The sequence below is a fragment of the Marinobacter halophilus genome (assembly GCF_003007685.1).
Lineage (GTDB): Bacteria > Pseudomonadota > Gammaproteobacteria > Pseudomonadales > Oleiphilaceae > Marinobacter > Marinobacter halophilus.
This window is the reverse complement of record NZ_PXNN01000014.1, coordinates 36,971-59,355: the sequence shown is the minus strand read 5'-3', so window position 1 is coordinate 59,355 and position 22,385 is coordinate 36,971. Positions and strand designations below refer to the sequence as shown.

Annotated in this window: 16 protein-coding genes and 1 tRNA gene; 7 read left to right on the top strand and 10 right to left on the bottom strand. The window is 57.9% G+C overall.

Going from position 1 to position 22,385, the window contains the following annotated elements; genetic code table 11:
• The 4 genes from C7H08_RS12115 to C7H08_RS12100 are packed head-to-tail and all read right to left on the bottom strand — an operon-like array spanning position 1 to position 5,733.
• A complete protein-coding gene (locus C7H08_RS12115) occupies positions 1-606 on the bottom strand; it encodes a condensin complex protein MksE (RefSeq protein WP_106672213.1) in 606 nt (201 codons plus the stop codon).
• Positions 599-2,023: a hypothetical protein gene (locus C7H08_RS12110; protein WP_106672211.1), complete on the bottom strand. Its 1,425-nt coding sequence runs from the start codon at positions 2,021-2,023 to the stop codon at positions 599-601. The genes C7H08_RS12115 and C7H08_RS12110 overlap by 8 nt, the downstream gene beginning before the upstream one ends.
• The gene (locus tag C7H08_RS12105) at positions 2,016-4,958 is read right to left on the bottom strand and encodes a coiled-coil domain-containing protein (RefSeq protein ID WP_106672209.1); all 2,943 of its coding nucleotides are present in this window, start codon (positions 4,956-4,958) and stop codon (positions 2,016-2,018) included. The genes C7H08_RS12110 and C7H08_RS12105 overlap by 8 nt, the downstream gene beginning before the upstream one ends.
• Positions 4,951-5,733, bottom strand: a complete 783-nt coding sequence (locus C7H08_RS12100) for a hypothetical protein (RefSeq protein ID WP_106672207.1) — start codon at positions 5,731-5,733, stop codon at positions 4,951-4,953. Before C7H08_RS12100 ends, C7H08_RS12105 begins: the two co-directional genes overlap by 8 nt.
• 90 nt (positions 5,734-5,823) lie before the next feature.
• Between C7H08_RS12100 and C7H08_RS12095 the strand changes: the two genes are divergently transcribed.
• Complete coding sequence (locus C7H08_RS12095) at positions 5,824-6,471, top strand: MBL fold metallo-hydrolase (RefSeq protein WP_106672205.1); 648 nt, start codon at positions 5,824-5,826, stop codon at positions 6,469-6,471.
• 26 nt (positions 6,472-6,497) lie between these two features.
• On the opposite strand, the gene C7H08_RS12090 is transcribed toward C7H08_RS12095, so the two are convergent.
• Positions 6,498-8,117 carry a methyl-accepting chemotaxis protein gene (locus tag C7H08_RS12090; protein ID WP_106672203.1) on the bottom strand — a complete coding sequence of 540 codons (1,620 nt, stop codon included), beginning with the start codon at positions 8,115-8,117 and terminating at the stop codon, positions 6,498-6,500.
• A 265-nt stretch (positions 8,118-8,382) separates the two neighbouring features.
• Between C7H08_RS12090 and C7H08_RS12085 the strand changes: the two genes are divergently transcribed.
• Positions 8,383-9,042: a hypothetical protein gene (locus C7H08_RS12085; protein WP_106672201.1), complete on the top strand. Its 660-nt coding sequence runs from the start codon at positions 8,383-8,385 to the stop codon at positions 9,040-9,042.
• Positions 9,043-9,063: 21 nt separating this feature from the next.
• Here C7H08_RS12085 and C7H08_RS12080 read toward each other — a convergent pair whose 3' ends face one another.
• Together C7H08_RS12080 and C7H08_RS12075 are read right to left on the bottom strand one after the other, a co-directional pair.
• On the bottom strand, positions 9,064-9,687 hold the full coding sequence (locus C7H08_RS12080; RefSeq protein ID WP_106672198.1) for an L-threonylcarbamoyladenylate synthase: 624 nt from the start codon (positions 9,685-9,687) through the stop codon (positions 9,064-9,066).
• A complete protein-coding gene (locus C7H08_RS12075; protein WP_106672196.1) occupies positions 9,684-10,040 on the bottom strand; it encodes a BolA family protein in 357 nt (118 codons plus the stop codon). The genes C7H08_RS12080 and C7H08_RS12075 overlap by 4 nt, the downstream gene beginning before the upstream one ends.
• 290 nt (positions 10,041-10,330) lie before the next feature.
• On the opposite strand from C7H08_RS12075, the gene C7H08_RS12070 reads away from it, so the two are divergent.
• From C7H08_RS12070 to C7H08_RS12055, 4 genes are all read left to right on the top strand, one after another.
• Entirely contained in the window at positions 10,331-12,511 is a 2,181-nt protein-coding gene (locus tag C7H08_RS12070; protein ID WP_106672193.1) for a DNA topoisomerase III, read from the top strand.
• Between the two features lie 115 nt (positions 12,512-12,626).
• Entirely contained in the window at positions 12,627-13,355 is a 729-nt protein-coding gene (locus C7H08_RS12065) for a response regulator transcription factor (protein ID WP_106672191.1), read from the top strand.
• On the top strand, positions 13,348-14,982 hold the full coding sequence (locus C7H08_RS12060; protein WP_106672188.1) for a FecR domain-containing protein: 1,635 nt from the start codon (positions 13,348-13,350) through the stop codon (positions 14,980-14,982). Before C7H08_RS12065 ends, C7H08_RS12060 begins: the two co-directional genes overlap by 8 nt.
• Before the next feature lie 33 nt (positions 14,983-15,015).
• The gene (locus C7H08_RS12055; protein ID WP_106672186.1) at positions 15,016-17,583 is read left to right on the top strand and encodes a CHASE2 domain-containing protein; all 2,568 of its coding nucleotides are present in this window, start codon (positions 15,016-15,018) and stop codon (positions 17,581-17,583) included.
• 4 nt (positions 17,584-17,587) lie between these two features.
• Here C7H08_RS12055 and C7H08_RS18415 read toward each other — a convergent pair whose 3' ends face one another.
• A complete protein-coding gene (locus C7H08_RS18415; protein ID WP_227663091.1) occupies positions 17,588-18,031 on the bottom strand; it encodes a fibronectin type III domain-containing protein in 444 nt (147 codons plus the stop codon).
• A 518-nt stretch (positions 18,032-18,549) separates the two neighbouring features.
• Between C7H08_RS18415 and C7H08_RS12040 the strand changes: the two genes are divergently transcribed.
• Positions 18,550-19,932, top strand: a complete 1,383-nt coding sequence (locus C7H08_RS12040; RefSeq protein WP_106672177.1) for an NAD(P)-binding domain-containing protein — start codon at positions 18,550-18,552, stop codon at positions 19,930-19,932.
• Positions 19,933-20,127: 195 nt separating this feature from the next.
• On the opposite strand, the gene C7H08_RS12035 is transcribed toward C7H08_RS12040, so the two are convergent.
• Positions 20,128-21,864 carry a methyl-accepting chemotaxis protein gene (locus C7H08_RS12035; RefSeq protein ID WP_227663092.1) on the bottom strand — a complete coding sequence of 579 codons (1,737 nt, stop codon included), beginning with the start codon at positions 21,862-21,864 and terminating at the stop codon, positions 20,128-20,130.
• A gap of 397 nt (positions 21,865-22,261) precedes the next feature.
• Positions 22,262-22,338, bottom strand: a tRNA-Met gene (locus C7H08_RS12025).
• Between the last annotated feature and the right edge of the window lie 47 nt (positions 22,339-22,385).

The following is a 22,385-nucleotide window of genomic DNA, read 5'->3' as shown; positions in this document are numbered from 1 at the left end:
TCAGGCCTGTTCATACTCCTGCACCAACTGCTCCAGAAAATACATGCCGGCGCTGCTGAGGAAGTAGTGCCCGGCGCCGGCCCGGAACGCCAGGTTACGCTTGTCCAGGTACTCCAGCGCCTCGGCCAGACCTTTGTCGAACCGGGCCGCCCGAAGAATGTCCTGATACTCCTCATCGGCGGCCATCGCGGCCAGATCCTGCTCGTTCAAGCCGGCATCGGGCCGGCCCAGATAATCCAGATCGCGACCGCTGCGGGCAAAATAGCGGCCAATCAGCAACAGCACCACCTGCACCCGGAAGGCGTTTTCATCGTGCTCTTCACTTTCGTCATCGCTGCTTTCTTTCAGGAAAAAGAAAGCGCCGTTCTCACTGAACACCAGCTCGCTGCCGAGATGCTCATAGAAGGTTCTGAAGTGGGATAAATGGTTGTACAGCAGGTTGTACAGCGGATTGGCCATAAGTTCGGAGCGATGGCTGTCCCACAAATCCCGAACGATCACCCTGCCGGCCTGAAACTCCCGGTAGATGGCGGCACTGTGGGTCGGCAGTATGTCGTCGAACGGGCTGGGCCGCTGCTCGGCCGGCGTGAGAGTCTGGTCAGTCATGGGCGTTCTCTGTCTGTGGTTCCAGGCGGCGTTTCCGGTAAACAAACTGCTCGCCGCTGAGGTCCGGTGACTGCTCGGTTTCAAGCGTCCGGAAGCGGTTGGTGGTGATCACCTGGAAGCCTTCCGGTGGTGTGTTCACCAGCCGGTTCAGGGCCGCCAGCAGGTCCGGAAAACGATAGCCGGGGATAAAGCCCTCCAGCCGGCCATGGAGTTCGCGCACCAAGTCCGCGGTGGGCCGCAGTTCCAGGCTTTCCAGCCATTGATACAGCTGGTTGATGCGCTGCACGTCGATCCGGCTGTTACGACCGGCGCCCGCCACTTCCTGCAGGGCCGGCACTTCGCTTTTGCGGCGCAGATCGGCCAGGCGCAGGTCCAGTTCGCTGAACAGCAGCTGGTAATAGCTGGCGGAGGCGCCGAAGGCGTAATGCTTGGGCCGTTGCTGGCCGCGCAGGCCCAACAGAAATCCAGTACTGCGGGCAAACGCGCTACCTTCCAGCCATTTCCGGCGCAGGCTCAGGGTTTCAGTTTCGCCCTTGAGCTCCCGCAGCTTGTGGTAGAAATGTTCCATGGCGTTGTACTGCACCATGCCCCGGCGAGTCTTGCGCAGAAAATGCTCGACTTCCTGCGCAACCGCCTGAATGGGTTTGTGCAAGGCGTTCAGGCTTAACGCGGACCGGAACAGCTGATCGGCCAGGCTGTGATCACCGCTGTTTTCCAGCAGGCGCACCATCGCCTCCAGGGTTTCAAACAGGTTACTGCCGTCGGGCAGGCGGGTGTCCGGGTTCAGAAACACCAGGGTCGGCTTGATGTGGCGATCGTACAGCGTCACGATCTGCTCGAACAGGGTGTGCCGAAATTCCAGGTAACTCTCCGGCGCCCGGCTGGCATCGCCCGACAGTTCCGCCAGCTGGGCACTGATGGTCTGCATGCGCAGCACGTTCTGGCGCAGCAGACCGATCAGCTGGCTGACCCGCTCGTTCAGATCGTCGCGCAGTTCGGTGAAATCCGGGTCGGCCTCGCTGAAGCTGCTCAGCTCCAGCCGGTTGCGCACATCCCGTAGTGTCACCAGATGGCCCCGCAAGCGGGCGTCGGTGAGTTCCTGATACAAGGACGCGTTGCAGGCGCGCATCAAGTTAATCAGCGCGTCCTGCAGCACCAGCCGGCGTTCGCCCTCGGCCTTGATGATATCGATCACCAGGCCGGTGCGGAACAGATTGTCGCTGTTCAGTGCCAGGCGTACCCGGTCCCGATCGGCCTTGCCCAGGGTGCGGGTGTAGTCCATCACCTCCGCCACCAGATCGCTTTCGCGCAGGTAGCGGGTCTCGTTCCGGTCCATGCGTTCGATCAGACGGAACAGGATTTTCGGGTGTTCGAACAGCAGGCGGGTGGTGTCCAGCGTGCTGAAGCGTTTACTCATCCGCCAGCTCCAGCAGACTGTTCTGGGTGTGATCGGCCCAGTGGCTCAGGTGCTCACCCCCGGTGAAACCTTCCGCACCGCCCCAGAACACCAGCGTGCGCTGGGGACTGTAGGGCCTGGACGTGCGCATCTGCCCCACTTCCAGATGACGGCCGATCAGGTAAATCACTTCGGCACTGGCGCTGTGGGTGGCGGCGGAAAACAGGTTGAAGCCCTGCTTCCTCAGGCGTTCCAGCAACGACGGCATCTGGCTGACATCGACGCTGGCCAGCTCATCCAACACCAGCGGGAAGGACAACCGGATGCCGGGGTACAGCACCCGGTTCAGCAACCGGTACACCAGCTCAAGATTGATCAGCGCGGTGGTCGAGGTGGACTGGCCTTTCTTGTCCAGACCGGTAGCGTTCTCTTTGCGGGTGCGGTAGGAAATGCCGGTGATCACCTTGTCCATGGTCAGGCGCTTGCTGCCGCCCTGCTCTCCGAAGAAATCGGCCACAAACACCCGCAGCCGGTCGTAGAAGGCATCGGATTGCAACTGATTGCCATACGGGTCGATGTTTGTGGCTTCTTCCACCAGATTGCGGAATTTCGGGTCGGTGTGGATATCCACCCGGATTTCCACCAGATCGTTGATCTGCACCCCTTCCAGTTCCCGGTTGAGCTGAGCCTCAAACCGGCTGATGAACTCGTGATTGGAGGTCAGGGCCTGGCGGTAGCTGGCCACGGTTTCGTTGTGAATCTCGATCTGCTCGTGGTGCACCTGCCAGCGCTCGGTCAGCCCGGCAAACAGGTCGGCCAGATTCTTGAAGGTATCGCGAATCACCGACGCCGCCGGGCTGTCTTTTTGCAGTTCACCGTCGGTGTCTTCGTAAACCCCCTGGTACACAAACTGGCGCAGGTGGTCGAGAATGCTGCGGCGCAACTCCTCCATGTCGTCCAGCTGTTTCTGCAGCTCCTCAAAGGCGGTGGCGGATATCTGGTCGATCGCCAACGGCTGCTCAGACTGCAGGGTTTTCAGGTGCTGGAAACGGTGCTCCACGGTGCCCACGCTGCGGCTCAGTTGCGCCAGCTCTTTTTCGCGTTCCTCAATCCGGTCTTTCTCGGCACGGGCGTTCGCGGCTTTTTGCTGGACGGCGTCGAACTTCTCCTGCTCGAGGCGGGACTGCTCTTGCAGTTTGGCCAGCGCTTCTTCTGCGGCTGCCTTTTCCTCGGTGGCGTCACGCAGCGTGGTGGCCGCACCCGGGTAGCGGGCCAGGGTGTCCTGTTCTTTCTCGATGGCCCGGACTTCTTTCTCGGTGCGCTCGATCAGGCGCGGTCGGTCCTGCTCCTTATCGGCGGTATCCACCAGCTCCGCGCGTTCTTTCTCCAGGCCGTTAAGCTCACCCTGCAGGCGCCGGCGCAGCTCGGAAAAATCTTCCTGCCGGGCCGATTGGCCAGGGTATTCCATATCAAACCAGTCGAAGCCGGCCGATGCCGGCACAAACAGTCGGGCGAAGGCGGTGATAGCCGCTTTGCTGTCGCCGTCCAGGGTCTGGCCCGGACTGGCCATCATCAAACGGGGGTCCAGCGCTCGCAGCGGGGCGGCCACAGCTTCATCCAGCTGGTTCTGCAGCTGCCACTGCTGTTTGCTTTCCCGGTCCGCCAGTCCGGCCAGGCGGCGCTCTAGCTCCTGGCGGTTCTTGTCCAGTTGCGCCAGCCGGATCTCGGCCTGGGCGGCGCTTTTCAGGGCATTCAGGTGGCTCTGCTTGCCCTCACGATCTTCCTGCAGGATGTCGCCGATTTCCTGAAGGGTCATATCGCCGTACTGAGCCGTCAACAGATCGCCGTTTTTCTGATCCTGCTCGGCCCGTTTCAGGTTGCGGTCTGCGGCGCGGATCTCGCCGGTCAGGCTGCTGCTGTCCTGCTCCAGCTTCTTCAGGGTTTGCACAACCTGCTTGAGGATGTCGTTGTGCTCGGTGTAGGCATCCACCGCCGTGCGCCGCTGCCGGGCAATGTCCTGCAGGGCATCACTCAGGCCCTCGCGGAAGGCGGCAAAGTCGTGCTGACTGCGCAGCAGAGTCAGGTACTTCTGGTAATCGCCATTGAGCTTGTCAAACCGGGGCCGTTCTTTTTCAATCCGGTTCAGCTGGGCCTGCTGCTCTTTGAGCTGTTCGTGGCGATTGAGGAACTCGTCGATGTTGAAATCAAAGGCGTCATCGGCGAACTTCTTGTCCGCTTCAATAATGCTGGCCACCGCGTTCGCCATGGCCTGATCGTCGGCCTTCATCTCAAACAGCAGCAGAATCAGGGTGCGCAACGACTGCACCCGGCGCTCATCCGATTCCCCCAGCGGCAGCACCGAATAGCGCACGGCGTCGGCGTTCATCAGCTCACTGTTGTAGAGCATGGTCCTGAGTTTGGCGGGGTCGCTGACAAACCGGGTGTCTTTCGACCGTTTTTTCAGGGCGTCGGACAACCGGCTGAACGACAGTTCCGGCACGGCCTGACCGATGCCGTCTTCGTCATCGCCGTTCCAGAACAGGGGCCGCAGCTGGTCATAGTTCACCGGCACAAAGGCGCGGCCATAACTCAGCTGGCTGGCGCTGTCCCGGTACAGAATCTGGCAGTGCACACCGGCGGGGTTTTCTGCCTCCACGATCAGGAAACTGAACTGGCTGGGAAAGTAATGCTGGTAGCTTTCTTCGTTGGTGTAAAAACTGCCCGCGCTGGCGTTACGGAAAGCGAATTTCTTACGACTGTTCTTGAAGTTGTTCTCCGGCAACAGGAACAGGCGCAGGGAATTCAGCAAGCTGGATTTGCCCAGGTTACCCGGCCCCAGAATCAGGCCGTGGTTGTTCACTGGGATCTCCACGTAGCAAAAGCCGGCGGAATCCACCAACACCAGGCGGCGAATGCCAAAGGTGAAAGCGTTTGGGCTCGCCTGAGAATCAGTCATTCAGAATCATCTCCTGTTCCATAAACTTGCCGGTGGCCCGGAAGGCCTGCGCCAGGGGGATAAAGCCGAGATCTTCCGCCATCGCAACGGCTTTTGTAAACCGTTCCGTGGTTTTGGGTGCCATGCGGAACTGCGCCAGCCAGGGCTGCCAGTCTGTGGGCTGTACAAACTGCGCCCGGTCACCCAGTTTGCCGGCTATGGTAGCAAACATCTGCAGGCCGCCGGCATCGTAATCAAAGGCGCAGAACACCCGCTGGTAACCGGCCAGCCAGTTCAACACCGACGACTGGGTAATGCGGTTGCCGCCTCCGAGGATCACATCGCAGCTGGCCAATTCCAGAGGCTCATTGAGACATTCAGCGACAAAGGCCAGCATTTGGCGATAGTGGAAGAAGTTACGTTCGTTCTCCACCACCAGCACAGAGGTAGCAGGCCGAAAACCCAAATCCACCAAATCCCCAGCAATCACTACCGAATCCGGCCGATCAGAGGCCAGCCCCCCATGATAGACCAGCAGAAAGCTCACCTCTGTGCCATGGCGGTGTGAATTACCTTTCCTTGCGGCGTCTACCCGGCTAACCGGCGTCGCTACGTGCCGCTGCAACTCATCAAACATCGATGTATTCAGAACCGTTACGCGCCAACGATTTGCAGCTACTTTTTCAGTCGAAAACAGGTCCCGGTGCCGCCGTCTAAAAGCTTCCGGCAGCTTCTTCAAAAAGGCCTCGTAGTTGATGGCCTGGCCCTTGAGGATCTTCTGGAGGTAGTCGTTCAATGGCTCGCCTGCTCAGAGCTTGGTATTATCAGTCTACTACTATTCAGATGCGCTTTATCGCAAGATCAAATCTCACCAAACTGGAACACTATGTCACTGAAGTATAAAATTATTCCTGTCACGCCGTTTCAACAGAACTGCACGCTGATCTGGTGCGACCAGACCCGCAAAGCCGCGGTTATCGACCCCGGCGGCGATCTTGACAAAATTCGTGCCGCCATTGCTGCCGAGGGCGTCACTGTCGAGAAAATTCTGCTGACCCACGCCCACATTGACCACGCCGGCGGCACCGCCGAGCTGGCACGGTCCGCGGGCATTCCCATCGAAGGGCCCCATAAGGAGGATAACTTCTGGATTCAGGGATTGGCCATGCAGGCGCAGATGTTCGGCTTTACCGCCCCGGAGGTGTTTACGCCGGACCGCTGGCTCGAAGATGGCGACACAGTGACGGTGGGCAATGAAACTCTGGAAGTGCTGCACACTCCCGGCCACACCCCGGGACATGTGGTGTTCTTTCACCGCGAATCCCGGCTGGCCCAGGTGGGCGATGTGCTTTTCAACGGCTCCATCGGCCGCACCGATTTCCCGAAAGGCGACCACAATACGTTGATCCGTTCGATCCGGGAAAAGCTGTTCCCGCTGGGCGACGACGTCAGTTTCATCTGTGGCCACGGCCCCATGTCCACTTTCGGTCGGGAAAAAGCCACCAATCCGTTTGTCTCAGACCACCGGGGTTAACCACCCCGGCGCTGTCTCTTCCTGGACTACCCGTTCTGCGACAAGCGGAACTGCTCGATGGTCTTGCGCAGGGTTTCCGCCATGGCCAGCAGGTCCCCGGCAATGCGGGCGGTTTCCTGGGCGTCACTGGAGGTCTGCTCCGCCGAACGGCTGATTTCAATCACGTTGTGATTGATCGATTCTGACACGTCGCTCTGCTCGTTGGCGGCGCTTTCCATTTCTTCATTCAGGCCGGTAATTTCACGCACCGCACTGGCAATGGTCTGCAGCTCGCTCTCCACTTTCAGGATCGCGTCCACCTGATGTTGAGCCATTTCCGAGGCGTGGCGCATGGTGCCCACACACTCCACCACTTCCTGCTTGAGACCCTGAATGGTCTGGCGGATTTCTTCTGTGGACACCTGGGTGCGAGACGCCAGCGCCCTCACCTCATCGGCAACTACTGAGAAACCACGCCCTTGCTCACCGGCCCGGGCCGCTTCGATGGCGGCGTTTAGCGCCAGCAGGTTAGTCTGGTCGGCGATCTCGGAGATCAGCTCCAGCCGTGCAGCCATTTCCGTGGTGCGCTGATCCAGTTGTTCAATTCGCCGGGCGCCACTCTGGACTTCGGTATTCAATGATTCGATACCCTGAACCGCGTTGCGCGCCAGCTTTTCGCCAGCTTCTGCCGCTTGCGCGGTATCGGCGGATTTACGGGCCGTGGTGACGGCATTTTCCCGAACCTGAACCGCCGAGGCGGCCATTTCAGTGGTGGCACTGGCCACCTGATCGGTGTTGTCTTTCTGGGCAAGCACTTCGCGCTCGGTGGTCTCTGCCTTGTTAGCAATGGCGCGTGCAGCGGTTTCAACCTGCGCAGCGTTGTCCATCACCGTATGCATGCTGTCCCGGATCTTCGACACCATCCGGTTGAAGGCGCGAGACAAAGAGCCAATCTCGTCGTTACGGGAAACATCCAGCTCAATCGACAAATCAGAATTCCGGGAAATCTCATCCATGCGATCGTGCAAACGGCGCAATCGGGAGAACACCAGCTTGCCAAGCACCATCGCCGTGAGGAAGAAAATAACGACAAAAATCACAATCTGAACGCCACCACCGACCAACAACTGCTGCTGCAGACGGGAGTCACTCTGAGCAAGAGAATAATCCACACGAATGGCGCCCAGGATATCGCCTTCCTGAGCCTGGTGGCAGCCCAGACAATTGACGCCTTGATAATCAGCTTGTGCCACCACCGGTTCAATCAGGGTGTACACCCGCCCCCGCGCATTCTCGGAATACTGCTCAATACGTTCGCCGCGTAACGCTTTCAGATCTTCGGGCTCGCGGCGCTGCTCTTCGGCATTGCCGGCGCCATACATGGCGTTCAGCTGATCACTGCGCACCACCCGGATGTCCAGCACATCCTCGGAAGCCCGGGCCCGATCACGCAGCACTTCCCGGTTATTGATGGTGCCCGTGACCATCATCGTGTTCAGGCCGTCGAAATAGGATTTGGCCAGGCCATCTACGTACTTGTGACTGTACTCTTCAAGGTGTGCCCGCTGGGTTTGAGCGCTGTAAATAACGGTAAACACAAGAATCACGGAAAAGGCCACAGCCAATGCTGCAAGCAGGAGGAATCGAATCGAGTAGTGTTTTTTCATGGTACCCCGGCGATGGAAGAGCAACTGTGCAACCATAGAATATGACGGCGGCCTGGCGGATAACTTTATAGATATCAGTCAATTTTTTAATGACACAGATCAGTCGACCAGCATCACTATGACACTCGTTGCAACGTTTTACATTTGACTGGCACCACCGCCTGACCCAGAAATCAGCAATCTGGCCCGAAATCTGCTTGATACTTTCCAAGACACATTTTCAACGAAATTCCGGCAGATCATTTCCGCCCAGAGGGAACCCACCATGTCGTTGCTGACATCACTGATACAGGCCAGCGCACGTTTTCAGCAAGCCATGGACAACCGCCAGGCACCGGCGGCCAAACCGAATGACGGTCAGACCGCCGAAGCAAAGATCCCCGAAGCCGCCGGTAGCCCCGGTGATGACCGCTTTACCCCCTCAGGCCAACCCGAAGGTGATTCCGGCAGCCTGAAAACCCGCCAACTGCCGCTGGGCCAATACAAGCAGACCGTCGCGCAGGACCTGTCATTCGTAAGGGAAACGCTCCGGCACAAACTTGCCGAATACAACCTGCATCCCGCCACCGCCCTCAGCGTTGGCAAAGGCGAAGGCAGCAGTGCCGTGGTTGAGGGAAAAATACCGGATGAACTGCGGGACAAAATCGAAAAAGATCTGAACAACAATCGCGGTTTCAGAGATGCTTTCAGCCGCCTGAGTGTGACCGAGCCAACCCTGCACTTCATGGACAATGCGCTGAAACTGAACCAGGCCTACGGCGTGAGTAATTCACTGCTGGATTCCCTGGTCAGCGAAAACCAGCAGTTTAACGGCTTGCAGGATGTGATTCACCGCTACGACAGCCTCAAGCGCAGCGCTGGCACCAGCCAGCCCGAGAGCATCAACTCGCCACGCTACGCCTTCAGCCTGAACGCCCGGGCCTGATCCCCGGGCCAGTCGATAACGCTAGACCTGGAAAGGCGCAGGATCGCCCTGACCAACCCGGATCACCTCCGGCGCATCGCCGGTGAAATCCACCACCGTGGTCGCTTCCATGCCACAAAACCCGCCATCAATAATCAGCTCCAACTCATGCTCGAGCGTATCCCGAATGTCGTAGGGATCGGTCATCGGCTCGGTTTCACCCGGCAGGATCAGCGTGCTGCTCATGATCGGCTCGCCCAATTCGCCCAGCAAATCCCGCACAATCTGGTTATCCGGCACCCGAACCCCGATCGACCGACGCTTGGGGTGCATCAACCGACGCGGCACTTCACTGGTGGCCGGCAAAATGAACGTGTAAGGCCCCGGCGTAAACGTCTTCAGCAAACGATACTGAGTGTTATCAACCTTGGCGTACACGCCGATGTCCGACAAATCCCGGCACACCAGGGTAAAGTTATGCTTGTCATCCAGCTTACGAATCCGCTTGATCTTATCCGCCGCCGGTTTGTCGCCCAGGTGACACCCCAGGGCATAACCGGAATCCGTCGGATAGGCAATCACCCCACCCTTGCGCAGTACCTCAACGGCCTGATTAATCAGCCGCTTTTGAGGATTCTCCGGGTGAACCTGAAAAAACTGACTCATCTATTGGCTCCCTGTTCCAGTTTAGCGGCCATGGCGGCATCCCCTTTGGAGCCACCCTTACAATTCGGTGATTCAGGCGCTGCCTGGCCACTGGCCGACCACTCCTCCGGCGTGTACAAATGCAACGCCAACGCATGCACCGGCCCCGCCAACTCCTCCGCCAGCACCGCGTATATCGCCTGGTGCCGCTTCACCTTCATCTGCCCCGCAAAACCCGATGACACAATCGTCACCTTGAAGTGGGTTTCCGAATTCGGCGGCACCGAGTGCATGTGGCTCTCGTTCTCCACCGACAGCACCTGGGCATCGAAGGCACTCTTCAGTTTAGTTTCAATGGCATTCTGGATTTTCATAACAGCTCTGCTCCGACTCCCTGAATAACCGCCGGCAAGAATCGCGGCGAATTGCACGGCATTCGAAAGCGGATGTGGAGGAGGCCTTCCCAAAAGTGTGTGTTGCCAGGGATGGCAACACCAAGCCCCCATGGATGGGTCCACGGCGTCTTTTGGGAAGGCCTCCTTCACAGCCGCCTCCCCCGGCACAACCAGTCTACTACACAAAACCGCGGAATCCCGAACAGAGGGTTGACAGAAAACAGCCAAACCGCCACATTCCGATGCCATTCAAAGAACACCCTGTAGCCATGCACCTGTACATCGCTGAAAAACCGAGCCTGGCCAGAGCCATCGCCGCCGCCCTCCCCGAGCCCCATCAAAAGGGCCAGGGCTGGATCCGCTGCGGCCAAGGCAAAGACGCCGTTACCGTCAGCTGGTGCATCGGCCACCTGCTGGAGCCGGCCGAGCCCGCCCGCTACAACCAGGCCTGGAAAAAATGGCGCCAGGAAGACCTCCCCATGTTCCCGGACCCCTGGCAGCTCACCCCCAAAGACAGCGTTAAACAACAGCTCAGCGTGCTGGAATCCCTGATCCGCCAGGCCACCCTGATCACCCACGCCGGCGACCCCGATCGCGAAGGCCAGCTATTGGTGGACGAAGTCCTGAAGTTCGTCGGCACCCAGGCGCCGGTCAAACGCATTCTCATCAACGACCTCACGCCCAAGGCCGTCGCCCGCGCCATTCAGGCTCCGAGAGACAACAAAGAATTCCGGCGGTTGTCCCACTCCGCCCTGGCCCGGCAACGGGCAGACTGGCTCTACGGCATCAACCTCACCCGGTTCTACACCCTTGTTTACCAGCAGCAGGGTGAACAGGGCGTGTACTCGGTCGGCCGAGTGCAAACTCCGGTGCTCGGCCTGGTGGTCGAGCGCGACAACACCATCGAAGACTTCAAAGCCAAGCCCTGGTTCCGCATTGAAGGCCAGTTCCAGGCCAGCGAAGACGAGACCGACCAGAGCCCCTTCACCGCCCGATGGCTGCCAGGTGATGGATTCCAGGACCACGTCGACGAGGAAAACCGCCTGCTCAGCCGGGACATTGCCGAGCAGATTGTTCATGAGGTTAACGGCCGCCCCGGCACCATCACCGAATCCCGCTTTCGGGACCGGCCCGAGCCACCGCCGCTGCCGCTATCGTTATCCGCCCTGCAGATTGAAGCAGGCCGACTGTTTCGGATGGGCGCAAAAGACGTTCTCGACACCGCCCAGAATCTGTATGAGCGGCACCAGCTGATCACCTACCCGCGCTCTGACTGCCGCTACCTGCCGGAGGAGCATTTCCACCAGCGGGAACAGGTGATCCGCGCCATTGGCCGGGTCTCCGGCGAACTGGAAGCCTTTACCGGCCAGCTGGATATCAGCCGTCGCTCTGCCGCCTGGAATGACAAGCAAGTCGATGCACATCACGCCATCGTTCCGACCGTGCGCCTCAAGCCCAGCGGCAAGCTGTCTGCGGCTGAACAGAAGATCTATAGCCTGATCAGTCGCTACTACCTGATGCAGTTTGCCGGCGATGCTGTGCACCGTGAGGGCAAACTTACGGTCAAGGTTCAGGAACATCTGTTCCGGGCCACCGAGACCGCCATCCTGACCCCGGGCTGGAGAGCTCTGGAGCTGAAACTCAAAGAGGGCAAGAGCGAAGCGGAGAAGCCACCGCTACCGCGACTGGAAAAACGCGAGCCGGTCACCTGCCGCAGCGCTGAGATAAAAGAACGCAAAACCCAGCCACCGCAACATTTTACCGACTCCACTCTGTTGTCGGCAATGACCAACATTGCCCGCTTTGTCTCGGCGCCGGAGCTGCGCAAAACTCTGCGGGACACCGACGGCCTGGGCACCGAGGCCACTCGTGCCGCGATCATCGATATCCTGTTCCGGCGCGATTATCTATACCGGGACAGGCGCCACATCCGCGCCACCGATAAAGGCAAAGCCCTGATCGCAGCGCTGCCGGACAGCATCCGCACACCCGACCGGACGGCAGTCTGGGAAGCCACACTGGAAGGCATCCGGCGCGGTGAAGATGACCCAAGGCTGTTCCTTGAAGCCTTGAAGGGTGAAATCCGGGAAGTGATCAACCGCGCGCCATCCCCTGCCACAAAAGGGCATAGCGCCAGTGACAGCGTCAGCGAAAGCAGCGTTCACTGCCCGAAATGTCGGGCACCCATGGTCGCGAGGGAGGGTAAATTCGGTCGTTTCTTCGCCTGTACCCGTTACCCGAACTGCAAGGGCACCCGCCCCCTAGAAGACAGCCAGCCTGAGGACGGAACCGGGCAAAAACCCATCCCCTGCCCGCACTGTTTTTCGCCGTTGGTCAGGCGGCAAAGCAAAAAAGGCTGGTTCTGGGGCTGCAGTAATTTCCCCACCTGCCGTCAAACGGTCAATGACGTTGATGGTAAACCTGCGCTGCCGTTACGGAACTCTACATAACACTACTGAATACAAGCTCATTTTTTGGGACAATTACGAAATACTGCATCGTGGTCCGATACCACGTTGCGGACAGGCAAACCAAACCGGTCAACACCATTGAGGGCCAGGATTAATGCGCATTGCTCTGCTTGAAGATGAACATGAACAAGCGCAACACATACAGGCCATTCTGGCCGAGAAAGGTCACGACTGTGACAGCTTTGCTACCGGACAATCGTTTCTTGGAGCGGTGCTGCACCGCAGTTACGATCTGATCATTCTGGACTGGCAAATACCGGACATGACCGGCATTGACGTGCTGAAAAACGTGCGGTCTCAGCTGAACTGGTCGATACCTGCCGTCTTCCTGACCCAACGGGACAGCGAAGTCGATATTGTATGCGCACTCGATGCCGGCGCCGATGACTACCTGTCAAAGCCTGCCCGGGCAGCCGAACTGATTGCCAGAATTCACGCCCTGGCCCGCCGGAGCAATCCAGACAGCGACAAAGAGGTGCTGGTGTATGGCCCATTCGAGGTGAACACCCGCCAGCGAGTCATCTTGCTGCACGGTGAACTCTTGACCTTGACTGACAAGGACTTTGATCTGACGTTGTTTCTCTTCCAGAACCAGGGCCGCCTGCTGACCAGAGAAATGTTGCTTGAACGTGTCTGGGGGCTGGCACGGGACATCAATACCCGAACGGTAGACACCCACATGAGCCGATTACGACGCCGACTGGGCGTCAATCCCGAGAACGGTTTCCGGATCAAGACCATTTATCAGCGCGGCTATCGCCTGGAAGCCATCAGAGCCAATGAAACAACCGAGACCAACGAAGATCGCGCAGCCAATGCTTGAGCTCAACCGCCGTGGTGCAGCGGGATGGCTCCTGCTGCTGGCCCTCAGCTTTTTGTCAGGCGTGGTTTGCGCCGATATCTCTGTGGCAAGAGGGTCCGCTTCCGCGCAGCCCCAACAAACTTCGAGCGCCCCGGAATGGATTTACACGCTGCGTTCCGGTGAAACCCTCACCGACATCGCCCAGATGCTGCTAACCGATCGCATCAACCTGAACCAACTTGTGCAGCACAACAATCTTACCGGCGATGCCACCTTGTCTGGTGGTGAGCAGATTCGCATTCCACTGAGCTGGCTCAAGCGCCAGCCAAAACCTGCCACCGCCAGCTCTGTCAGTGGCAACGTACTCCATGTGTCCGGCAACAGTGGCCAGAAATCTCCGCTGACCGAAAACTCGATCATTCGGGTTGGTGATGAAGTGATCTCTGCGGCTGGCACCGCCACCATCGTTTTGGCGGATGGCTCGGAGCTTCGTATGTCACCCAACTCCCGATTGATCTTCAACCAGCTTACCCAATACGGTAAAGCCGGCATGGCCGACACTCGCTTGAGGCTTCAGCGTGGCGAAGTACACACCCGCATCAAACCGGTAATGGAGGATGGCTCAAGGTTTGAAATAGAGACCCCGTCGGCAGTGGCTGCCGTGCGCGGCACCGTATTCTCCATGCAGACCTCGGCCAACGGCAGCAGCGTTCAGGTCACCGAAGGCGTTGTCGACTTTGGCCAGCCAGGTCAGACCCGCCGGGTACCGGCCGGTTTCGGCGCCAGCGTGTCTACCTCAGGTTCCGAGCCCATGAGCATTCGCCGACTGCCACCAGCCCCGGGGCTTAACCCGATCGCACCGGTGCTCAAACGGCTGCCGGCGGAACTCAGCTGGCAGCCAAACGGTGCCAACCGATATCGGGTCAATATCTTTGAGGAAGACGGTGGCGCTTGGCTTCAAAGCAAAGATACCGCAGAGGCACGCTTTGACATCAGCCAGCTCGACAACGGCCGCTACGAGATTCAGCTGGCCGCGCTTGATCAACATGGCATTATTGGCATGCCAGCAGTTGCATCAGTCGAGGTAGATCTGCAGGCACGTACACCAGATCTTATTTCGCCCGAAGAAGGTGAAGGCGTAAATGACGATATGCCTGAATTTCTCTGGCAGCTGAACGGGACCAACGAAGTCGCCCGGGTTGAAATCGCAGAGGACGAAGAGTTCCAGCGGCTGATCACAGCCAGCGAGTGGGCACCGGATAATCGCGCGCTGCCCGCCCGGCCATTGAGCCCGGGCCAGTATTTCTGGCGTGTGGTGAGTGAAGCCGGTGGCAATTCGGTGGCCACATCGTCAACACGAACGCTGGTGGTGAACGGTACCCTGCCGCCGGTCCGGATCATCAGCATCAACTACATTGACAGCCAGGTGCGGGTATTCTGGGAAAAGGTGGATACCGCCAAAGATTACCGACTCCAGCTGGCCGAGGAGCCCGCTTTCAACAACATCATAAAGGAGGCAAACGTTGCAGATACCACGGCGGCCTTGCGCCTGATTCCCGGAAGAAGGTATTTTGTGCGCGTCAAAGCTCTTTCTGATGGACCACTGGCAAGCCGGTGGGGCCCAGGGAGGGAGTTATACCTGGATTAAGCCACTTCACTACCAGAACGAACAGCACGGCCCATGAGAAGGGATTGGTTATCATTAAAAACAACACCCTTGTCTCTGGGCCTTCTGCTCACAGGCATACTGTTGCTGATCCAGACCACAACCTTGCCCTGGCGGGTCGATGCCTGGCTTTACGATAACGCCATCACCACCTGGCCTGCACCGGTTGACCATGGCGTTGTCCTCGTCACCATCGATGAACACAGCCTTGATGTCTTGGGCCGCTGGCCTTGGGATCGCAGTCTTCATGCTGACCTGATCAACCGGCTTGGTGAAGCTGGAGCACAAACCATTGTCTTCGACATTCTGTTTTCTGAGCCGACCGGCAACGACCAGACCCTTGCGGACGCCATGGCGCGCCATGGCAGCGTGGTTCTGCCCATTCACTATTCGCCAGCCACCGACCGCCATCTGATTCGCGAACAACTGCCAACGCCGCCGCTGGAACAAGCCGCCTCCGCACTCGGTCACGTTCATGTCGAACTGGACGAAGACGGCGTTGCGCGAGGCCTGTATCTTTACAACAGCCTTGGCCACCAGCAAAGGCCGGCACTGGCTATCGCTGCGCAAGATCAAACCTCGGGGCCCCTGGTTGACACGGACGCACCCGCTTACACCAACGTGCGCAATGAGTTCAGACTGGTACCGCTGGCCGGTGGCGCAGACACCCTGCCAGCCTACCCCTATGCAGACGTACTTCGCCAACCGGCGGCACCAGAGCTGTTTGCTGGCAAGACCGTGTTCATTGGCGCAACCGCCGCAGGCTTCCGCGATGTATTAAGCACACCCTTCTCTGGCCTCAGCCGCCCGATGAGTGGCGTAGAATTCCACGCCAACGTCTATTCCGCCAGCCGTCAATCACTACTGATCTCGCGTGCGCCTCAGTGGCTGTCGCTGGCGATGGCGCTCGCGATACTGCTCATTTTGGTCAACACCTTACCAAGACTGAAGCCGACGGTGACCTTTGCTGCCTGCGCAGGCAGCTTTATATTGGTACTGGGTACGTATTTTATTGCCCTACGCAGCTTTCAGGTTCACCTCTCGGCGGCCAACGCAGCGTTCCTGCCCATGATCGCCTTTCCGGTCGCCACCGGTCTGCGCCTTGCCATGACCAACCGCTTTCTGAACCGTCAACTGGACGACATGGCCAGGATCCCGCAACTGTCATTACCGGAACCCTCCCGCCGCCACCCGATGCAACTAATGGAACACCTGTGCTCTTTGCTGCAACCACAGGGCTGGCTGCTGGCTGAAGGCGAAGACCTGCTGGCGGTAAATCGCATGATCCTCCGGGATGCCCCAGGATTCAGCGAGCCGGGGCAGTGGGTTCACCTTGGTAATCAAAGCTGGATATACCTGATCCGCAGCGGCGCAAGGTATGTGCTTGGCCTGACCCTGCCAGACGATCTCAGCCGGGAAGTCATCCAGCTCTACCTTCAGAAACTCAAACTGGAAGACACCCTCCAGCAAAAAAACAAACCGGGCACTCAGGAAAACATTTCCAATCGAATCGAAAGAGTGCGAACGGCAACCGATCGCCTCCGGCAAATGCAAGCCTTCATAAGCCACAGTTTCGAGCACATGCCCGATGGCATCATCGTCACCGACGAACTCGGCGTTATTCGCTTTGCCAACCGACATATTGAAGCCTGGTTCCGGGAACCCATGCCCAGTCTCAGCGGCCTGCCATTGACCCGCTTGCTCGAAGGCCATGACCCGCGCGAACTTGCGCCCTGGCATGAAACCGTCGCCGAAACCCTGACACTGCAGCAGAGCCGGACTGTGGACTTGAAAATCCACAACAAAGATTTCCTGATTCACCTGGCGCCCTTTGCTCTGCCCGACAACAAGCAATCCGGGATTATTGCCAACATCTCCGACATTTCAGAGCTGCGAGAGCAACAACGCCAGCACCGCGAAGCCATCGACTTTATTTCTCACGACGTTCGCTCACCCCTCGTTTCGCAACTGGCCCTGATCGAGCAACTGAAACGAGATCCAAGCCACATCGATGCAAGTCAGCTGGAACAATTGGGCAGACTGGCTCGGCGCAGCTATCACCTCGCTGAAGAGTTCGTGCAACTGGCCCGCGCCGAGCAGCTGACCGAAACCCGCTTCTACGAATGTGAGTTTCTGGCGATCGTGGAGAATGCTCGCGACAGCGTGTGCGAACAGGCGCAGGAAAAGCGGATCAGCTTGGTGGTTGCAGGTACGGAGGATCTCTGGCTGAAAGGGAACGCGGAATTGCTGGAACGGGCGGTGATCAACCTGATGACCAATGCGGTGCAGTACAGCCCTGAAGGTTCGGCCATCACCGTTCAGGTTTACCGTGCTGGCTATCTGGCCTGCCTGGCGATCTCCGACGAGGGCAGCGGTATCGATCGGGACGAGTTGCCGCAGCTGTTTGATCGTTACCACAGGCAAAAGCGAAGCGAACTAACAGGCAACCACGGTACGGGCCTCGGCCTGTCATTTGTGAAAACCGTGGTTGAAAAACACCAGGGAGAGATAACAGTTGATTCCGAGCCGGGCGAAGGCACCACCTTCACATTGAAATTACCGATCGCCGACCCTATGCCCTGACTGATCAGCTACGGATGGTTTTGCTAACCGGTTCTGATGGTTCGCTGACAAGACCTTCTTTATCCAGCACCTGAATTGTGAAGTACCAGGTGCCGCTGTCCAGATTCTCAACAATGTAGGACATCTCCGGATAGCTGTCGGCCTCGCCGATCATCACTTCACCGGACAAGTCATCAACATCCTGACCATAACGGATAACGTACTTGTCCAGCTCGCCCATCGCAATACCCGTACCGTTAACTCGAGTCGCGGGCGCAGACCAACTCAGAACCGCTGAGCGCGGAGCCTCGGCCACCACACTGGAAGAACCAGCCTCAGACCCGGCGGTCGATGACCCGGAAGAGTTGGCTGAGCCGCCATCGGAGCCTCCGCCGCCGCAACCTGTAAGAACGATCCCGAAGAAAAACGCAGCAGTCCATGCCTTTGACATTTTGATGACGCGTTTCATATCTTTCTTGCACCAGTTTGTCGTCGATTTTGTGAAATTCTATAAAATCTGGACAACCTATGATGCGAATAGCGTCATTTTTAGGGAGTAAAATTCGCCGGTTTTTTGACACCTGGAGCGAACTAAGGCTCGCTTAAACCACAAGAACTTCCGTTCTGTGTTAAGATTTCACTTCTGATTTACCGAATCACCCCAAAAGGCGGCAGCGATCCGCCTTTGCAAATCACCTCAAGCTCTGCCCTGGTGCCGACGCTTAGACGCCTTGCAGAACAGCCAACTCGGCTGAAACGAAAATTTTCCGCCCTGAAGCGAATTGCCTTTATTCCTCGGCAAACGGAACGAAGCCTCCGGGTATTTTTTACCCGCAGCTGATTCTGCTTTTGGCGTGCGCATGCGCGAACCGCTCTCACAGAGCCTTGCTCCTGCGGAAGAACAGCCAAGGCACGACTATCTTTTTCGTCGCACGAGCAAGCTCTCGCTCATTCAGCCGACGCACATCCAGACAACAGAGGAAAACTATGAACTTTCGAATCGCCGTTCTTGGGGCGGGCCCCAGCGGGCTTGCCCAAATCCGCGCTTTTGAAGCAGCACGTCTCGCCGGTGCCGACATTCCTGAAATCGTCTGCTACGAAAAACAAAGTGATCTGGGCGGGCTATGGAACTACACCTGGCGCACCGGCCTTGATGCCTACGGTGAACCTGTGCACGGCAGCATGTATCGCTACCTCTGGTCGAATGGCCCGAAAGAATGCCTGGAGTTTGCGGATTATAGCTTCGAGGAACATTTCGGCCGACCCATTCCCTCCTACCCGCCCCGGGCAGTGCTCCGGGATTACATCATGGGCCGAGTTGAGAAGAGCGGTGCACGTCAGTACATCCGCTTTGATACGGCGGTACACTGGGTGGACTATACCGAGAAAACTGGCAAATTCGCGGTCACCGTAAGGGATCTCAAAGAAGACCAACTGAGCACTGAAGAGTTCGATTATGTGGTCGTGGCCACTGGTCACTTCTCGACGCCTAACGCGCCTTATTTTGAAGGTCTCAACCAGTTCCCGGGCCGGGTATTGCATGCCCATGATTTTCGCGACGCCTGCGAATTCGCCGGCAAGGACCTTCTGCTGATCGGTAGCAGCTATTCTGCTGAAGACATCGGCACCCAGTGCCATAAATACGGCGCGAAATCGGTCACCTTCAGCTACCGCAGCCAGCCCATGGGCTTCGACTGGCCCGACTCTTTTACCGAAAGGCCACTGCTCACCAAGGTGGTCGGAAAAACGGCCTATTTCAAGGACGGCAGCAGCCAGAATGTGGACGCCATTATTCTCTGCACCGGCTACCAACACCACTTCCCGTTCCTTCCCGACGAGCTGACCCTGAACACTCACAACCGGCTCTACCCAGAAGCCCTATACAAGGGCATCTTTCTTGAGAAGAACCCGAAGTTGGTATTCCTGGGCATGCAGGATCAGTACTACACCTTTAATATGTTCGATGCTCAGGCCTGGTACGCGCGTGATGTGATCATGGGCCGAATAAGCCTGCCAGATGAGTCCGCCATGGCCGCCGACAGCGCAGACTGGGTCAAGCAGGAACAAGGCGTCGAAAATCCGTTCCAGGCCATCGATTTCCAGGCCGCCTATATCCGCGATCTCTTGCAACCCACCGACTACCCAACCTTCGACGTCGAGGGCGTGGCCGAGATTTTCAAACAATGGGAACACCACAAAGAAGCGGACATTCTCGGCTATCGCAACAAGAGTTACCGCTCAACCCTCACCGGCACCCTCGCACCGGCCCACCACACGCCGTGGATGCAGGCGATGGACGACTCCCTCGAAACCTTCCTTAGCGAAGAGCTACCAAGCGAACCGCAAGAAGTTCCGGCGCTGGAACACTGAGGCTATTTCGGAGGAAATGACCGTAAAGCTCGAGGCGCCGTTTTCTGAACCCTGCCTCTGAGCAGCGGCACGAGGTTTGGAGCTCCCTCCCGAGCGGAGCTACCAAACATCCGGGCTTGATGAGCTTACCGTTGCGAGCGGAATTTTGCTTCCCAAATCGAGCCGGTTCGATGCGGGCGCAATGCGCCTGAAACGTCAGGTTTTGTAGTGGTCGAGTTTGGCCTGCAATTGCTCAACCACGGTCCTCACATTCTCCGCCGCCTCGTTGGTAGACGCAGAATTTTCGTCGCTCACGCCCGCCATTTGCCGAATTTCCTCAAGTCGCTTATTAATGTCCTCAGACACCTGGCTTTGCTGCTCTGCAGCACTGGCCATTTCAATGTTAGTGTCGCGGATGGCACGAACACCCGTGCGTAACTGCTCAATAGCCGCTCCGGTCTCCATGATCGTACCATTGGCTTCTTCGGCAAGCCGACTGCCATCGATGATCACTGCCACCACACTCTTGACACCTTCCTGCAAGTATTGAATCTGATCCTGGATTTCCTTGACGGAATCCTGGGTCCGCCTGGCGAGACTCCGCACCTCGTCCGAAACCACGGCAAAACCACGGCCATGTTCGCCGGCTCTGGCGGCCTCAATCGCAGCATTCAGGGCAAGAAGATTAGTCTGCCCGGAAATGTTCTCGATAACAGATAGAATACTGCCTATGTTTTCAGAGGCATTTTTGAGTAATGCACTAGAACTGGTCGAGCGCTCGCCATTCTCAAGTTGTTTGGCTATGGTTCGGGTGGTTTCCTCAATCAGAACTTGTCCGTTTTCGGCGCAGTGATCGGCTTCCTTGGCCAAATTCTCTGCCCGTGCAGCACTTTCGGCAACGGTTTGTGCGGTCGCGCTCATTTCGTTCATGGCGGTCGCCACTTGCTCCGTTTGCTGGTTTTGACGGTAAATTACCGATTCGGATTCCGAGGCGATTGTTTTGAGATTTCCGGATGCATCCAGCAGGCTTTGGGTCGAGCCCTTGGTGTCCATAATCGTGGTTTGCAGCCGGTCTATCAGCTTATCAAAGCCCTTGGCCATCAGCCCCAACTCGTTGGTTGTGGTCGGATTGAAACGGGCAGTAAGGTCTCCCTCTCCCTCAGCAATGTCATTGATGGCCTCGTTCATCTTCTGTAGCGGTCTGGCAATGACCAGCTGCACCAGCACCCCGAGGCAGCCGATAATGACAAGGCCGCCAACGGCGATCATCAACACGGCGCGAGTGGTCTGTGCCCAGACCATGCCGGACACTTCGTCCGTTGCGTAGCCGGTAACAACGCTGTAACCCCAGGGTTCGAAGGCCGTCTGCTCAAGCTGCCAATCGTCCGGGGTGGTCTCCAGAATCTCGTTAATCTTGCCGATCTCGATTACATCCGAATGCATTCGCACCTCACCCTGATCACCTACAAGCGCAACAAAGCCTTTGTCCAGCAGGCGGGCTGAGGCAATGGCGTTGCTCAATTCCGTCAGGTCGGCTGAGTAGCCCACGTACCAGATACCAACGGTCTCGCCGGCCTGGTTAAGCATAGGGCTGTAGGCGGTAAGGTAGGGATTACCGAGAATTTCCACCTGGCCAAAATAGGCTTCTCCACGCTGGATGGCTTGCCCGGCAGCGCCGTTGAGATTCAGCGTGGTACCTGTGGCTCGTGAACCGTCCTGCTTCTTTACGTTGGTGGACACGCGGACATAGTCGCGGTCATGCTTCACAAAGAGAGTGGCAGTTCCGCCCATCACTGCGGTGACACCATCCACCAGGCCGTAGTTGTTGTTGATCAGCGTATCACCGAGAAAGAGCGCAGGGGCCTCCTTACCGGCAACCGCCTCGTACCCCCCTATTCTCGGCGCCCCGAGCTGTTGGCCTCTGGCCGTCAATAGGGCCAGGGAACTTTCCACGCGCTTGGCCTTCGTCTGAAAAAGTGGCACCCGACCTTTCAGACAGCATCACGCCTCCCTTTTCTGAGCCAATCCGCCCGGGCGGCAGAGTTTCAACCCTGCTCTACAAAGAAACAGCACAACGAACAGGCTTTGATGCAACCGAAATGCTCTGGAGATTATTTCAGTGTATGGCAGGTGATCTTCTGGAGCTTCACAAGGCGCAGTGAAGCGAAAGCACAGACATGAAAAGCTGAGTCCAGGGATGGAATCGGGGAAATCTGAAGGGTACTCCGCTATCAGGATAGCGGATAAGACCTTGTGCAAAAAAAATGAATGACGGTCATCTGGCACTTAACTGCGGGTCCAGACACAAAAAAGGCAGACCAGTAAGTAACTGATCTGCCTTTCTTTTATATGGTAGCGGGGGCAGGATTCGAACCTACGACCTTCGGGTTATGAGCCCGACGAGCTACCAGACTGCTCCACCCCGCATCAAACCGGTTGTTGTCTTCGGGGCTAACCCCGATCAACGTGGCGCA